16 protein-coding genes are annotated in these 15,002 nt (G+C 65.9%); 3 read left to right on the top strand and 13 right to left on the bottom strand.

Annotation, left to right across the window (positions count from 1 at the left end; genetic code table 11):
* The first annotated feature begins 95 nt into the window (after nucleotides 1-95).
* Entirely contained in the window at nucleotides 96-2,924 is a 2,829-nt protein-coding gene (locus K6L26_RS17760; protein WP_036387613.1) for an aconitate hydratase, read from the top strand.
* A 68-nt stretch (nucleotides 2,925-2,992) separates the two neighbouring features.
* Nucleotides 2,993-3,571, top strand: a complete 579-nt coding sequence (locus K6L26_RS17765) for a TetR/AcrR family transcriptional regulator (protein WP_019345127.1) — start codon at nucleotides 2,993-2,995, stop codon at nucleotides 3,569-3,571.
* Between the two features lie 29 nt (nucleotides 3,572-3,600).
* Here K6L26_RS17765 and K6L26_RS17770 read toward each other — a convergent pair whose 3' ends face one another.
* The 5 genes from K6L26_RS17770 to K6L26_RS17790 all read right to left on the bottom strand — a co-directional run bounded on the left by K6L26_RS17770 (nucleotide 3,601) and on the right by K6L26_RS17790 (nucleotide 7,612).
* Nucleotides 3,601-3,804 carry a helix-turn-helix domain-containing protein gene (locus tag K6L26_RS17770; RefSeq protein WP_435405339.1) on the bottom strand — a complete coding sequence of 68 codons (204 nt, stop codon included), beginning with the start codon at nucleotides 3,802-3,804 and terminating at the stop codon, nucleotides 3,601-3,603.
* 123 nt (nucleotides 3,805-3,927) lie between these two features.
* Complete coding sequence (locus K6L26_RS17775) at nucleotides 3,928-5,556, bottom strand: ABC-F family ATP-binding cassette domain-containing protein (protein WP_221850986.1); 1,629 nt, start codon at nucleotides 5,554-5,556, stop codon at nucleotides 3,928-3,930.
* Nucleotides 5,557-5,598: 42 nt separating this feature from the next.
* Nucleotides 5,599-6,429 carry an enoyl-CoA hydratase gene (locus tag K6L26_RS17780; protein WP_019344314.1) on the bottom strand — a complete coding sequence of 277 codons (831 nt, stop codon included), beginning with the start codon at nucleotides 6,427-6,429 and terminating at the stop codon, nucleotides 5,599-5,601.
* Nucleotides 6,430-6,447: 18 nt separating this feature from the next.
* Nucleotides 6,448-6,822 carry a thioredoxin gene (gene trxA / locus K6L26_RS17785; protein ID WP_019344313.1) on the bottom strand — a complete coding sequence of 125 codons (375 nt, stop codon included), beginning with the start codon at nucleotides 6,820-6,822 and terminating at the stop codon, nucleotides 6,448-6,450.
* A 109-nt stretch (nucleotides 6,823-6,931) separates the two neighbouring features.
* Nucleotides 6,932-7,612 carry a DUF8548 family protein gene (locus tag K6L26_RS17790; protein WP_221850987.1) on the bottom strand — a complete coding sequence of 227 codons (681 nt, stop codon included), beginning with the start codon at nucleotides 7,610-7,612 and terminating at the stop codon, nucleotides 6,932-6,934.
* Between the two features lie 191 nt (nucleotides 7,613-7,803).
* Here K6L26_RS17790 and K6L26_RS17795 point away from each other — a divergent pair, with 191 nt between their 5' ends.
* Nucleotides 7,804-8,058: a hypothetical protein gene (locus K6L26_RS17795; RefSeq protein ID WP_019344311.1), complete on the top strand. Its 255-nt coding sequence runs from the start codon at nucleotides 7,804-7,806 to the stop codon at nucleotides 8,056-8,058.
* Nucleotides 8,059-8,098: 40 nt separating this feature from the next.
* On the opposite strand, the gene K6L26_RS17800 is transcribed toward K6L26_RS17795, so the two are convergent.
* From K6L26_RS17800 to K6L26_RS17835, 8 genes are read right to left on the bottom strand one after another with little or no spacing between them, the layout of a single operon-like run.
* The gene (locus tag K6L26_RS17800) at nucleotides 8,099-8,626 is read right to left on the bottom strand and encodes a hypothetical protein (protein WP_221850989.1); all 528 of its coding nucleotides are present in this window, start codon (nucleotides 8,624-8,626) and stop codon (nucleotides 8,099-8,101) included.
* Between the two features lie 28 nt (nucleotides 8,627-8,654).
* The gene (locus K6L26_RS17805; protein ID WP_019344309.1) at nucleotides 8,655-8,996 is read right to left on the bottom strand and encodes a metal-sulfur cluster assembly factor; all 342 of its coding nucleotides are present in this window, start codon (nucleotides 8,994-8,996) and stop codon (nucleotides 8,655-8,657) included.
* Nucleotides 8,993-9,451 (bottom strand): Fe-S cluster assembly sulfur transfer protein SufU, encoded by a 459-nt coding sequence (gene sufU, locus K6L26_RS17810; RefSeq protein WP_221850991.1) that lies wholly within the window; start codon nucleotides 9,449-9,451, stop codon nucleotides 8,993-8,995. The genes K6L26_RS17805 and sufU overlap by 4 nt, the downstream gene beginning before the upstream one ends.
* Nucleotides 9,448-10,701 (bottom strand): cysteine desulfurase, encoded by a 1,254-nt coding sequence (locus K6L26_RS17815; protein ID WP_221850993.1) that lies wholly within the window; start codon nucleotides 10,699-10,701, stop codon nucleotides 9,448-9,450. The genes sufU and K6L26_RS17815 overlap by 4 nt, the downstream gene beginning before the upstream one ends.
* A gap of 27 nt (nucleotides 10,702-10,728) precedes the next feature.
* Nucleotides 10,729-11,502 carry a Fe-S cluster assembly ATPase SufC gene (gene sufC, locus K6L26_RS17820; protein ID WP_019344306.1) on the bottom strand — a complete coding sequence of 258 codons (774 nt, stop codon included), beginning with the start codon at nucleotides 11,500-11,502 and terminating at the stop codon, nucleotides 10,729-10,731.
* Nucleotides 11,499-12,710 carry a Fe-S cluster assembly protein SufD gene (gene sufD, locus K6L26_RS17825; protein ID WP_221850995.1) on the bottom strand — a complete coding sequence of 404 codons (1,212 nt, stop codon included), beginning with the start codon at nucleotides 12,708-12,710 and terminating at the stop codon, nucleotides 11,499-11,501. Before sufD ends, sufC begins: the two co-directional genes overlap by 4 nt.
* Nucleotides 12,711-14,141 (bottom strand): Fe-S cluster assembly protein SufB, encoded by a 1,431-nt coding sequence (gene sufB, locus K6L26_RS17830; RefSeq protein WP_019344304.1) that lies wholly within the window; start codon nucleotides 14,139-14,141, stop codon nucleotides 12,711-12,713.
* On the bottom strand, nucleotides 14,138-14,914 hold the full coding sequence (locus K6L26_RS17835) for a helix-turn-helix transcriptional regulator (RefSeq protein WP_221853420.1): 777 nt from the start codon (nucleotides 14,912-14,914) through the stop codon (nucleotides 14,138-14,140). The genes sufB and K6L26_RS17835 overlap by 4 nt, the downstream gene beginning before the upstream one ends.
* Nucleotides 14,915-15,002 lie beyond the last annotated feature (88 nt).

Here is a 15,002-nt window from a genome sequence, read left to right on the forward strand (position 1 = left end):
ACCCCGGCCCTCCGGGCATTGCAGGACAAGCGTACTGTTAACATCGGAACGCCGCCGACACAGCCCGTCGCGGTGAGATCTAGCCGGGAGTTGATGTGAGCAGCGAGAATACGGAAAATTCGTCCCTTAACTCATTTGGTGCCCGCGACACATTGACGGTCGGGGACCAGAACTACGAGATCTACCGACTCGACGCGGTACCCGGTACCGAAAAGCTCCCGTACAGCCTGAAGGTGCTGGCGGAGAACCTGTTGCGCACCGAGGACGGCGCCAACATCACCAAAGAGCACATCGAGGCCATCGCCAACTGGGATCCCTCGGCTGACCCGAGCATCGAGATCCAGTTCACCCCGGCCCGCGTGCTGATGCAGGACTTCACCGGCGTGCCGTGCATCGTCGACCTAGCCACCATGCGCGAGGCCGTGGCCGCCCTCGGCGGCGACCCGAACAAGGTCAACCCCCTGTCCCCCGCCGAGATGGTCATCGACCACTCCGTCATCCTCGACGTCTTCGGCAACGCCGGCGCCTTCGAGCGCAACGTCGAACTCGAGTACGAGCGCAACTCCGAGCGCTACCAGTTCCTGCGCTGGGGCCAGGGCGCGTTCGACGACTTCAAGGTCGTCCCCCCGGGCACCGGCATCGTGCACCAGGTCAACATCGAGTACCTGGCCCGCGTCGTCATGGTGCGTGACGGTAAGGCCTACCCCGACACCTGTGTGGGCACCGACAGCCACACCACCATGGAGAACGGCCTGGGCGTGCTGGGCTGGGGTGTCGGCGGTATCGAGGCCGAGGCCGCCATGCTGGGCCAGCCCGTCTCGATGCTCATCCCCCGTGTCGTCGGCTTCAAGCTGACCGGTGAGATCAAGCCCGGCGTGACCGCCACCGACGTCGTGCTCACCGTCACCGACATGCTGCGTAAGCACGGCGTGGTCGGCAAGTTCGTCGAGTTCTACGGCAAGGGCGTGGCCGAGGTGCCGCTGGCCAACCGCGCCACCCTGGGCAACATGAGCCCCGAATTCGGTTCCACCGCAGCGATTTTCCCGATCGACGAAGAAACCATCAACTACCTGCGGCTGACCGGGCGCAGCGAGCAGCAGCTGGCACTGGTCGAGGCCTATGCCAAGACGCAGGGCATGTGGCACAACCCCGATCACGAGCCTGCCTTCTCCGAATACCTCGAGCTCGACCTGTCCACCGTGGTGCCGTCGATCTCCGGCCCGAAGCGGCCCCAGGACCGCATCGAGCTGTCGGACGCCAAGAACGCGTTCCGCAAGGACATCCACAACTACGTCGAAGAGAACCACCCGGCGCCCGAGACCAAGCTCGACGAGGCCGTCGAGGAGTCCTTCCCGGCCAGCGACCCCGCCAGCCTGTCGTTCGCCGACGACGGCGCAGTCGACGTCCGTCCGTCCGCGGCCAATGGCGCCGAGGGTCGGCCGACCAAGCCCGTCACCGTGCGCTCCGAGGAGCGCGGCGACTTCGTGCTGGACCACGGCGCGGTCGTCGTCGCCGGAATCACCTCCTGCACCAACACCTCCAACCCGTCGGTCATGCTCGGTGCGGCACTGCTCGCGAAGAAGGCCGTCGAGAAGGGCCTTAGCACCAAGCCGTGGGTCAAGACCAACATGGCGCCGGGCAGCCAGGTCGTCACCGACTACTACAACAAGGCCAACCTCTGGCCGTACCTGGAGAAGCTGGGCTACTACCTGGGCGGCTACGGCTGCACCACCTGCATCGGCAACACCGGCCCGCTGCCCGAGGAGATCTCGGCGGCCATCAACGACAACGATCTGTCGGTGACCGCGGTGCTCTCGGGCAACCGCAACTTCGAGGGCCGCATCTCCCCCGACGTCAAGATGAACTACCTGGCCTCCCCGCCGCTGGTGATCGCCTACGGCATCGCGGGCACCATGGACTTCGATTTCGAGACCGACCCGCTCGGCCAGGATCAGGACGGCAACGACGTCTTCCTCAAGGACATCTGGCCGTCGGCCCAAGAGATCGAGGAGACCATCGCGTCCTCGATCAACCGGGAGATGTTCACCGAGTCCTACGCCGACGTGTTCAAGGGCGACGACCGGTGGCGTTCGCTGGCCACCCCGGAGGGCAACACCTTCGAGTGGGACGACGCTTCGACCTATGTGCGCAAGGCCCCGTACTTCGACGGCATGCCCGCCGAGCCGGAGCCGGTCAGCGACATCAAGGGCGCCAGAGTCCTTGCCCTGCTGGGAGATTCGGTGACCACCGACCACATCAGCCCGGCCGGCTCGATCAAGCCCGGCACCCCCGCCGCGCAATATCTGGACGCCAACGGCGTCGAGCGCAAGGATTACAACTCGCTGGGGTCGCGGCGCGGCAACCACGAGGTGATGATCCGCGGCACCTTCGCCAACATCCGGCTGCGCAACCAGCTGCTCGACGATGTCTCCGGCGGCTACACCCGGGACTTCACCCAGCCCGGTGGCCCGCAGGCGTTCATCTACGACGCCTCGGTCAACTACAAGGAAGCCGGCATCCCGCTGGTCGTCCTCGGCGGCAAGGAGTACGGTTCGGGCTCCTCGCGCGACTGGGCGGCCAAGGGCACGGTGCTGCTGGGCGTGAAGGCCGTCATCACCGAGTCCTTCGAGCGCATCCACCGGTCGAACCTGATCGGTATGGGCGTCATCCCGCTGCAGTTCCCGGCGGGTGAGTCGGCCGCGAGCCTCAAGCTCGACGGCACCGAGACCTACGACATCACCGGCATCGAGGAGCTCAACGCGGGCAAGACCCCGAAGACGGTCAAGGTCACCGCCACCAAGGAGGACGGGTCCAAGGTCGAGTTCGATGCGGTCGTTCGCATCGACACCCCCGGTGAGGCCGACTACTACCGCAACGGCGGCATCCTGCAGTATGTGCTGCGGAACATGTTGAAGTCGAAGTAATCCTGACCGCGTACATCGAAGCGGGACAAACAGCGCCGACGTGCGCTTGTGCGAGGAGTGTGGGTTAGGTGCCGCGGGTAACCGACGACCATCTCGCCGCCCGGCGCCGTCAGATTCTCGACGGCGCCAGGCGCTGCTTCGGTCAGTACGGCTATGAGAGTGCGACCGTGCGGCGGCTCGAAGAAACCATCGGGCTGTCGCGCGGCGCAATCTTTCACCATTTCAAGGACAAGGACACCTTGTTCTTCGAACTGGCCCGTGAGGACGCCGAGCGGATGGCCGACGTGGCCGCCCGCGAGGGGTTGATCCAGGTGATGCGCAACATGCTCGCCGCGCCAGAACAGTTCGACTGGTTGGCCACCCGGCTTGAGATCGCTCGAAAGCTGCGTAACGACCCGGCATTTCATCGAGGCTGGGCCGAGCGGTCGGCCGAGCTGGACGCCGCGATCACCGAACGTCTGCGCCGCCAGAAGCAGGCCGGGCGGCTGCGCGACGATGTGCCGAGCGCGGTCTTGCACATCTACCTGGATCTGGTGCTCGACGGTCTGGTGGCGCGGATCGCCTCCGGCGAGGACCCGAAGAACCTCACGGCGGTCCTGGACCTCGTCGAGGACAGCGTGCGCCAGCAGTCAACGTCTGAGCGCTGAATCCCACTACCGCGCAGCGGTTGTGCTCGTCAGGCCTTTGACCGGGTGCGGTGATTAGGGCCGCCGCGGCTACGCATCGTCGTGCCCGACTCCCGCAACAAGCTGTGGATCGACCCGTACGAACGTCCGGTCTTCTCCACCAGCGACCGAATGCTGGCACCCCCCTCGTACTCCTTGCGGAGTTCGGCCAGCAGTTCGCCGCGATTCTTGTTCGTTGTTTCGCTCATCGACATCTCCCCGCTTGTGATGTCCCGACGGGTACCCACAGTAGGAAACGCCCACACACCGGCGGATCGATTTGTCCAACGTCTTATATTGACGTTCTCGAAGATGTGATGGTCCTTGGGAATTCGCGCCTAGGCGAGCTCGATGAGATCCCGGTACTCGGTGGACCAGAAGTCCTCCGTGCCGTCCGGCAGCAGCACGACGCGCTGCGGGTCGAGCGCCTCGGCCGCGCCCGGGTCGTGGGTCACCAGCACCACGGCCCCCTGGTAGCTGCGCAATGCATCGAGAACCTGCTCACGCGAGGCGGGGTCGAGGTTGTTGGTCGGCTCGTCGAGCAGCAACACATTGGCCGTCGAAGCGACCAGGCCGGCCAGCGCCAGGCGCGTCTTCTCACCGCCGGACAGGGTGCCGGCGGGCTGCTCCAACTGCGGGCCGGTGAACATAAAGGCGCCCAACAGACCTCGCAGATCCTGCTCCCCGGTGTCTGGTGCGGCATGGCGGATGTTCTCCCAGACCGTCGCCTCATTGTCGAGGGTGTCGTGCTCTTGGGCGAAGTAGCCGATCTTGCAGCCATGGCCGGGTTCCAAGACGCCGGCATCGGCGCTCTCGGCGCCCGCGAGCAGCCGTAGCAGCGTCGTCTTACCCGCGCCGTTGAGGCCGAGTACCACCACACGAGAGCCGCGGTCGATGGCCAGATCGACACCCGTGAAGATCTCCAACGATCCGTACGTCTTCGTCAATCCCTTGGCCACCAAAGGCGTCTTTCCACACGCAGCCGGTATGGGGAACTTGATGCGGGCCACCTTGTCGGCCACCCGCTCGGCATCGAGTTCGGCGATCATGCGTTCGGCGCGGCGCAACATGTTCTGTGCGGCAACAGCTTTGGTGGCCTTGGCGCCCATCTTGGCGGCCTGGGCCCGCAGCGCACCCGCCTTCTTCTCCGCATTGGCGCGTTCACGGCGTCGACGTTGTTCGTCGGTGGCGCGAGCGTCGAGGTATTTCTGCCAGCCCATGTTGTAGACATCAGCCTCGCCGCGCACCGCGTCGAGAAACCACACCCGGTTGACGACCTCGGCGAGCAGATCGACATCGTGACTGATCACGACGAGGCCGCCGGTGTGGTTGTGCAGGAAGTCGCGCAGCCAGCCGATCGAGTCCGCGTCGAGGTGGTTGGTGGGCTCGTCGAGCAGCAATGTGGTCGCCGAACCGGATCCCGTCTCGGAGGCCGCGAACAAGATGCGGGCCAGTTCCACGCGGCGACGCTGACCACCCGAGAGGGTGCGCAGAGGCTGGGTGAGGATCCGATCGGGCAGACCGAGGCTCGCGCAGATACGCCCGGCCTCGCTCTCGGCGGCGTACCCGCCGAGCGCCGAGAACCGTTCCTCCAACTGCCCGTAGCGACGGACCGCCTTGTCCCGCGCGGCATCGTCGGCCACTTCGGCCATCAGGGCCTGCTGCTTCTCCAGGTCGGCCAGCAGCGTGTCGAGGCCACGGGCCGACAGCACGCGATCTCGGGCCAGCACGTCGAGATTGCCTTCACGCGGGTCCTGCGGCAGATAGCCGATCTCACCGGTCCGCGTGATGGTGCCCGCATACGGTTCACCCTCGCCCGCCAGGATGCGCATCGTCGTGGTCTTGCCGGCGCCGTTGCGTCCGACCAGACCGATCCGGTCACCGGGCTGAACCCGCAACGCCGAGCCGTCGATGGACAGCAGCGTGCGCGCGCCGGCGCGGACCTCCAGGTCCGTTGCGGTGATCACGCTGCGGTCCTCCTATTTCTCGTCGCGATGGTGTGTCGCGGGTTACTTCTCGTCCGTAAAGACCGGGGGGCGCTTTTCCGCGCGCGCGGATACCGCTTCCTCGAAGTTTGCGGTGAGCAGGCGCACGAAGAGTTGTCCCAGGCCTTCGGCCTGCATGTGCCCCTCCAGACTAGCGGCGTCCAGTCCACTCCAAAGTGTGCGCTTGGTCAACTCAATACCCGGCCGGGAGAAAGCCGCCATGCGGTCGGCCATCGAATAACAGGTGTCCAGGAGTGCGTCCTCGGCCACCACGCTGGACACCAGGCCGATGCGTTCGGCCTCCTGCGCGTCGACGTCGCGGCCCGTCAACATGATCTCGAACGCGCGCGACGAGCCGATGGCGCGCGGCAACAAATAGGACAGGCCCAGCTCACTGGCGGTCAGACCGTTGTTGATGCCTGCGGCACGGAAGTAAGCGCCCTGGGCGGCGACCCGGACGTCACAGGCCAGGGCCAGGCAAAGGCCGCCGCCGATGGCCGCACCGTTCACGGCGGCGATCACCGGCTGGTGCAGCCGTCGTAGGGCCAGAATCACATCGTCGAGGATCTCCATCGACCGAAGTGCATACGTGGGCCTGGTCAGCCCAGCGACGTGGGGCACCGCACCTGCGGACTTGTGATCGGCCCCGGAGGAGAAGCCTCGGCCGGCCCCGGTCAGCACCACGACCCGCACACTGTTGTCGTAGCGCAACTCTTCCAGCACACCCTTGAGCGGAACCATGACATCGAAGGCCATCGAGTTCATCCGCTCGGGGCGGTTGAGGGTCACCAGGGCCACGTCCGGTCGGGAGCGGTCGACCAGGACGAATTCACTCTGCTCAGTCACGGACAGCACGCTATCGCGTGCCGGCCGTCACACCTGTTCGGCGTCGCCGGAAGCGGCCTGCTCCTTCATCGCGGCGTCGATGTCGAATTCCTTGATCTTCTGAACCAGGTCCTCCAGTGCTGCCGGCGGCAGGGCTCCGGCCTGGTTGAAGACCAACTTGCCCTTCTTGAACGCCATCAGGGTGGGGATCGACCGGATATCGGCTGCCGCGGCCAGCTCCTGCTCGGCCTCGGTGTCCACCTTGGCGAACACGACGTCAGGATGTTGTTCGGAGGCGGTCTTGAACGTCGGCGCAAACGCGCGGCACGGCCCACACCATGACGCCCAGAAATCCACCAGCACGATCTCGTTGCCGTTGACGATGTCATTGAACTGATCTGCGGTGATGTCTTGCGTACTCACACTTTTCCTAACGTCGGGGCTTGACGGCCTGTTCCCAGCCTATTTCAACAGCGCCTGCACAGCGCCGTTTCAGCCTGCTTGTTCGTGCTCCGCCGCAGTTGGTACCCAGTCAGGCCGTCGAGGGCAGTTCAGGGCGTCGTCCCGACTCGAAACGCCAGATCGCGGCGTGAAGCGCGGTGAGATCCCAACCTGCGCGGTCCGCCACGGCACGCAGCACCGGGACCGCGTCGGCCGCGTCCGCCTCCCGCTTGACGTAACGGACCACGGCTGCGTCGACCTTGAGGTCCGGCACCTGTGCGAGGAGTACGAGATACGTCCACGTGAAGCCGGACCGTTGCCCGGGCACCGCGCACCATGCCGCCCTGGCCTGCGCGCAGCGCTCGCTGTCCTCGGCCGCTGCGCGCAGGTCGGCGGCGGTCTCGATACCGAGCTCGACCAGCGCCTGGGTGGCCTGCACCAGCGCCGCGGCCCGAAGCGGCGCATTTCTGGCCGTCGAAGTAGGCCGGCGATTGCCGATCGCCGACGCCCACGCCTGGGGGCCGCCGAACTCCTCGACGTTGGCCAGGAGTTCGGCCGCGCCGTCGGTATCGGCATCACCGCCTTGTCCGGCTCGGTGGCCGCGGTAGCGCTCCACCACCTTCTCGACGGTCCGATGGCGCGCCCCGGTGACGTATAACGCGTCAATGATGCACAACGCCAACGACTTCGGATACCCGGTGGACTTCCAGTCCCCCGGGTCACCCAGGTCGCGTTCGCAGGCTGCGCGCAGTTGCTCGATCTCGCTGTCCATGACGGTGCCTTCCCCTTCAGCGGGACCGTTCTGGTCCCATCACCGGCGAAGCTAACGACGCCGCCCGACAAGATCGGGGCGCTGCGGCCCCAAATTCGAGAGTTATCCACAGGCTCGATCGGGGTTGGGAATCGGTCCTCGGCGGGTACTCGAGAAGGCTTGCCAACCAGAGAGCGCCTGAGGAGGTGGCCATGTCCAAACCACTGTTGTTCGTCACGCAGATTCTGGCCGCGGTCGGCGCCGCCGGAGCCGTGGCCCTGGGATCGACTGCGTCTGCCGAAGAACCGCCGGCGCCGTGTACCGAGACCCAAGCCGCCACGGTCTGTCAGGGGCCGGGCAGTGCGAGTGTGGTGGTGTCCCCGCCGGGGCAGTCGCACGGCACCAACGGTCAGACCCCGCAGAACGGACCGTACGGACCGTCCGGCCAGAATCCGCCAGTGGGCTAACCGGATCGGGCCGCCGCGGAACTCCCGCGGCGGCCCCGCTTCACGCGCAGGCGTGCCGGATATTGGCCAACAGCTGAGCTTGACGCTTCGGCCACCAGAACAACTCCACAACCAGTGCGCCTAGATAGACGACCGAGACGACAGCGTTGCCCACCGAACCGAAGACGGCGTCCCACAACGCACTTGCCGCCGCCACGACGAGCACCAGCGGCAACAACCATCGGAAACGGTGGGCGGACTCTGCGGCCTCATCCGCGCCTCGTCGGTAATCGCGGGCAGCCTCGATCAGGCTCTGGTCTTCGATCGGTTCACCGGCGCGGGCGGCACGCGTCATCGCCACCCGGTCGGCTCCGGACAGTTGCGCCGACATCGGCCAGTACCGTGCCATCCGGCGCGCCATCCAGATTCCGTAACACGTACCTACGACGACGAACACGATCAGGCCCGCGAACCAGAACCCAGAATCCAGCCAGGCGAGCACTCCCAGCACCGCGCCCACTGCGGCGCCGATGACGAGCGCTCGGCCGGCGAAGCCACTACGCCATACGAACGGCGGGACCGTGATCACCCGGTCATTGTGCGGTGTCTGTCGTGAATTAGACGGTGAACCCGAGGGCGCGAAGCTGCTCGCGGCCGTCGTCGGTGATCTTGTCCGGACCCCACGGCGGATTCCAGACCCAGTTGATCTTGATCTCGTTGACCAGGCCGGCGCCCACCAACGCGGTACGCGACTGATCCTCGATGACATCGGTCAACGGACAGGCCGCCGAGGTGAGCGTCATGTCGATCAGCGCGACCGCGCCGTCATCGCCCTGCTCGACGTTGAGGCCGTAAACCAGACCGAGGTCAACGACGTTGATGCCCAGCTCGGGATCCACCACGTCGCGCATGGCTTCCTCGACATCGGCCAGCAGTTCGTCTGAGGCGGTATCACTCATCGCTTGTCCTCCACGTCGTCGCTGGCCTGCACCAGCGCGTCTTTAAAAGCCATCCAACCCAGCAGCGCGCACTTCACCCGGGCCGGGTACTTGGCGACGCCGGCAAATGCGATGCCGTCACCGAGTACATCTTCGTCCCCTTCAACGTTGCCGCGTGAGGAAATCATCTCGGTGAACGCCTCGACCGTCTTGAGCGCGTCACCGACGCTCTGGCCGATGACCTGATCGGTGAGCACCGAGGTGGCTGCCTGGCTGATCGAACAGCCCTGCCCGTCATACGAGATGTCCGCCACGGTCTGCGTGTCGTCGGACAGCGTGACCCGCAGGGTCACCTCGTCTCCACAGGTCGGGTTGACGTGATGTACCTCGGCCGCGAAGGGCTCCCGCAGTCCGCGATTGTGCGGATGTTTGTAGTGATCCAGGATCACTTCCTGGTACATCTGTTCCATCTTCACGAGAAGAACTCCACAGCGCGTTTGATGCCGGCCACCAGGCGGTCGACTTCGTCGAGCGTGTTGTAGACCGCGAACGACGCGCGAGCCGTGGCGGCGATGCCGAAGCGACGGTGCAGCGGCCAGGCGCAATGGTGCCCGACGCGCACCGCGACACCCTCGTCGTCGAGCACCTGCCCGACGTCGTGGGCGTGGATTCCGTCGACGACGAAACTCACCGGGGACCCGCGATGTTCCATCGTCGTCGGCCCGACGACGCGGACCTGCGGCAGCGCCGACAAGCCTTCCAGCGCGGCGGCCACCAGCTCGGCCTCGTGCGCCTCGACGGCGTCCATCCCGAGGTTGTTCAGATACCGTGCGGCAGCGGCCAATCCGACCACCTGCGAGGTCATCGGCGTACCCGCCTCGAAGCGCTGCGGGGCCGGCGCGTAGGTGGTCTGCTCCATCGTGACGGTCTCGATCATCGAACCGCCGGTGATGAACGGAGGCATCGAGTTCAGCAGCGCGAGCCGGCCGTAGAGCACACCGATGCCGGTAGGGCCGAGCATCTTGTGGCCGGAGAACGCCGCGAAATCGACGTCGAGCGCGTGAAAATCAACCGGCTGATGCGGTACCGACTGGCAGGCGTCCAGCACCGTGAGCGCGCCAACCGCCTTGGCCCGTGACACCAACTCGTCCACCGGTGCGATGGCACCGGTGACATTCGAATGATGGCTGAAGGCCACCACTTTCACCCGCTCGTCGAGGTCCAGCGAATCCAGGTCGATGCGACCGTCGTCGGTCACGCCATACCATCGCAGCGTCGCACCAGTGCGCTGGGCCAACTCCTGCCAGGGAATCAGGTTCGCGTGGTGCTCCAGCTCGGTGGTGACGATGACGTCACCGGGGCCGACGGCATGTTCGAACCGCTTGTCCCCCAGCACGTATGCGACGAGGTTGAGCGACTCGGTGGCATTCTTGGTGAACACCAGCTCGTCCGGCTCGGCACCCACGAACGCCGCGATATCGGAGCGGCCCTGCTCGTAGGCGTCGGTGGCCTCCTCCATCAGCTGGTGCGCACCGCGGTGCACGGCGCCGTTGGAGGTGGTGAGGAACTGCCGTTCGGCGTCGAGCACCTGCAGCGGCTTCTGCGACGTCGCCCCGGAATCCAGGTACGCCAACTGCGTTCCGCCGCGCATGACCCGGCTCAGAATCGGGAAGTCCGCCCTGACCTCAGCCAGCACGGTGGGGTCGATAGTCCGTGCGACGGTCACTGTCTTGCTCCTCGCGTCCGTGCTATCTCAGGCTCCGACCGCCTGCGTGAAGCGCACGTATCCGTTCTCTTCGAGCTCGTCGGCGAGTTCCGGCCCGCCCGATTCCACGATGCGTCCGCCGACGAACACGTGCACGAACTGCGGGCGGATGTAACGCAGGATGCGGGTGTAGTGGGTGATCAGCAGGATGCCGCCGTGCTCGGCCTCGGCGTAGCGGTTGACACCCTCGCTGACGATGCGCAGCGCATCGACGTCCAGCCCCGAGTCGGTCTCGTCGAGGATGGCGATCTTCGGCTTGAGCAGCCCCAGCTGCAGGATCTCGTGGCGCTTCTTCTCGCCGCCGGAGAAGCCCTCGTTGACACTGCGCTCGCCGAACGCCGGATCGATCTCCAGCTCGTCCATGGCGGCCTTGACTTCCTTGACCCAGTGCCGCAGCTTCGGCGCCTCACCACGCACCGCGGTGGCCGCGGTACGCAGGAAGTTCGACATCGACACCCCGGGCACCTCGACGGGGTACTGCATGGCCAGGAACAGACCCGCGCGCGCCCGCTCGTCGATGCTCATCTCGAGGACGTCCTGCCCGTCGAGGGTGATCGACCCGGAGGTCACCGTGTACTTGGGGTGACCGGCGATCGCGTAGGACAGGGTCGACTTGCCGGAGCCGTTGGGGCCCATGACCGCGTGGGTCTCCCCCGACTTCACGGTGAGGTCGACACCCTTCAAAATCGGGATCTCGGTGTTCTCGGCGCCTTCGGCGGCGTTGACCGAGACGTGCAGGTCCTTGATTTCCAGAGTGGTCATGAGTGCGATGCTTTCGATTCGGTGATGGCAAGTTCTTTTTCGATCGCGGCGGTCAGACGCTCACGCACCTCGGGGACAGCGATCTTGGCGATGATCTCGTTGAAGAATCCGCGCACGACCAGGCGCCGCGCCTGGTCCTCGGGAATGCCGCGGGCGCGCAGGTAGAACAACTGCTCGTCGTCGAAACGCCCAGTGGCACTGGCGTGCCCGGCTCCGACGATCTCGCCGGTCTCGATTTCGAGGTTGGGTACCGAGTCGGCGCGCGCACCGTCGGTGAGCACCAGGTTGCGGTTCACCTCGAAGGTGTCGGTGCCGGTGGCCTCGGCCCGGATCAACACGTCGCCGATCCACACCGTGTGCGCATCGGGCTTCTTGGAATCCGGATCGCCCTGCAGCGCGCCCTTGTAGAGCACGTCGGACTTACAGTGCGGCTGAGCATGATCGACCAGCAACCGAGACTCGAAGAACTGACCGTCGTCGGCGAAGTAGGTGCCGAGCATCTTGGCGTCACCGCCGGGCCCGGTGAATCGCACGGTGGCCGAGGTGCGCACGACATCGCCACCGAGGGTGACGTTGACGTGTCCGAGTACCGCGTCCTTGCCGAGCTTGGCGTGGTGCGCGCTGACATGCACCATGTCGTCGGCCCAGTCGGCGATCCAAATGACGCCGAGGCCGGCCGAATCGCCGACGATGATCTCGACGTTGTCGGCATAGGTTCCGCTGCCGCGCAGGTCGACCACCACGATGGCCCGCGACAGTTCCTCGACCCGGATCTGCAGGTGGCCGTAGCCCACGGTGTCGACACCGGGGCCTTCCACCACGATCTCGATGGGCTCGGCGACTTCGGTGTCACGCTTGACCGTCACGACCGTCGCGGCCTCGAACGACGAATAGGCCTGGGCGGCAACACGATCGGTGGGCGTCCCGGCCTCGCCGAGCCGCTTGTCGTCACGGCCGACGGTCTCCACGGTCACGCCGGGACGCTCGGTCACCGTGATGCCGGCTTTGCCGTTGGCAACGGCGGAGCCGTCGTGCAGGCCGCGGAGCCGTTTCAGCGGGGTGAACCGCCACAGCTCGTCGCGGCCGCCGGGCACCTCGAAGGCGTTGACGTCGAACGATGCGAACAGCTCGCCTTTGTTGGCGGCGGCCAACGTCGAGCCGGAGTTGGCGGCAGCCGTTTCGGCCGCTCCAGTCAGATTGGAACTCACTTAGCCGACCGCGCCTTCCATCTGCAGCTCGATCAACCGGTTGAGCTCGAGCGCGTATTCCATTGGCAGTTCCTTGGCGATGGGCTCGACGAAGCCGCGCACCACCATCGCCATCGCCTCGTCCTCCGTCAGGCCGCGGCTCATCAGGTAGAACAGCTGATCCTCGCTGACCTTGGACACCGTGGCCTCGTGACCCATCGTGACGTCGTCCTCGCGGATGTCGACGTACGGGTACGTATCCGAGCGGCTGATCGTATCGACCAGCAGCGCATCGCATTTCACGCTTGAGCGGCTGCCGTGCGCACCCTTGTTGACCTGAACGAGGCCGCGGTAGGACGCCCGGCCGCCGGCCCGGGCCACCGACTTGGACACGATGTTGCTCGACGTGTTCGGCGCCAGGTGCAGCATCTTGGCACCGGTGTCCTGGTGCTGCCCCTCACCGGCGAACGCCACCGAGAGCACCTCGCCCTTGGCGTGCTCACCGGTCATCCAGACAGCCGGGTACTTCATGGTGACCTTGGAGCCGATGTTGCCGTCGATCCATTCCATCGTGGCGCCGGCCTCGGCGCGGGCACGCTTGGTGACCAGGTTGAAGACGTTGTTCGACCAGTTCTGGATCGTGGTGTAACGCACCCGGGCACCGGGCTTCACGACGATCTCGACCACGGCGGAGTGCAGAGAATCCGACTTGTAGATCGGCGCGGTACAACCCTCGACGTAGTGCACGTAGGAGCCCTCGTCGGCGATGATCAGCGTCCGCTCGAACTGGCCCATGTTCTCGGTGTTGATCCGGAAGTAGGCCTGCAGCGGAATGTCGACGTGCACGCCCGGCGGCACGTAGATGAACGAGCCACCCGACCACACCGCGGTGTTCAGCGCCGAGAACTTGTTGTCCCCAGCCGGGATCACCGTGCCGAAGTACTGCTTGAAGATCTCCGGGTGCTCGCGCAAGCCCGAGTCGGTGTCCAGGAAGATGACGCCCTGAGCCTCAAGGTCCTCGCGGATCTGGTGGTAGACCACCTCGGACTCGTACTGAGCCGCGACACCGGCCACCAGACGCTGCTTTTCGGCCTCCGGAATGCCGAGGCGGTCATAGGTATTGCGGATGTCCTCGGGCAGCTCCTCCCAGGAGGCCGCTTGCTTCTCGGTGGACCGCACGAAGTACTTGATGTTGTCGAAGTCGATGCCTTCGAGGTTGGAGCCCCAGTTCGGCATGGGCTTCTTCTCGAAGGTGCGCAGCGCCTTGAGCCGGGATTCCAGCATCCATTCCGGCTCGTTCTTCTTGGCCGAGATGTCACGCACGACGGCTTCGGACAGGCCGCGCTGCGCACTGGCGCCCGCGACGTCCGAGTCCGACCAGCCGTAGCCGTAGTTGCCCAGCGACGCGATGGTCTCTTCCTGGGTCAATGGCGTTTCGGGCGTGATGGTCATTTCGCCGCTCCTTGCTTGCTTGCTGTCGTTTGGCTTGTCAGTGCGGGCGTCCGGGCTGGGCCGTCCGCATCGAGTGGAACGTGAGTGGTGCAGGCGCAGTCACCGTTGACGATGGTGGCCAGGCGCTGGACGTGGGTGCCCAGGATCTCGGCGAACGCTTCACTCTCCGTCTCGCACAACTCCGGGAATTCCTCGGCGACGTGCGACACCGGACAGTGGTGCTGACAGATCTGCACCCCGTGAATCGGCCCGTCCACCGGTGTCGTGGTGGTGGCGTAACCGGCCCGGGTCAGTGCGTCGGCGACCCGCTCGGCGGTGTCGGCGACGCTGCCCGAACCCTCGGTGACCCCGGCCAGAATCGTGTCCATCCGGCGCCGCGCGAAAGTCCGCACGGCCTCCTTGCCGCCGATCTCGCGCAGTTGCCTGATCGCGGCGACCGCGAGGTCATCGTAGGTGTGGCCGAGCTTGGCCCGCCCCGCCGCCGTGAGCCGGTAGCGCTTGGCCGGCCGGCCCCGGCCGTTGTGCTGCCAAGCGGCGGCAGCACTGGCCTGAGCATCACCGGCTTCGATGAGGGCATCGAGATGACGACGCACGCCGGCGGCCGAAATACCGAGCCGCTCGCCGATCTGCCCGGCCGTGATGGGACCCTCGAGCAGCAGATGGATGATCGCGCGCCGAGTGTGCCCGTCAGGAGCCGGCACGACATCGGTGACCGGCTTCGGCGTAGCCACCGAAGCTGGGCTCGAAGCAGAGCCCGCAGCCGTCCGATGCATTTTCACAACACCATTGTGACGGAATTCCGCGCGCGGTTCTAGCAAGGGCACCCTTACGTGACCTGGGCCACCGTTGCGTGGCGAAGGG

It is taken from the genome of Mycobacterium farcinogenes (genome assembly GCF_019739075.1).
Classification (GTDB): domain Bacteria; phylum Actinomycetota; class Actinomycetes; order Mycobacteriales; family Mycobacteriaceae; genus Mycobacterium; species Mycobacterium senegalense.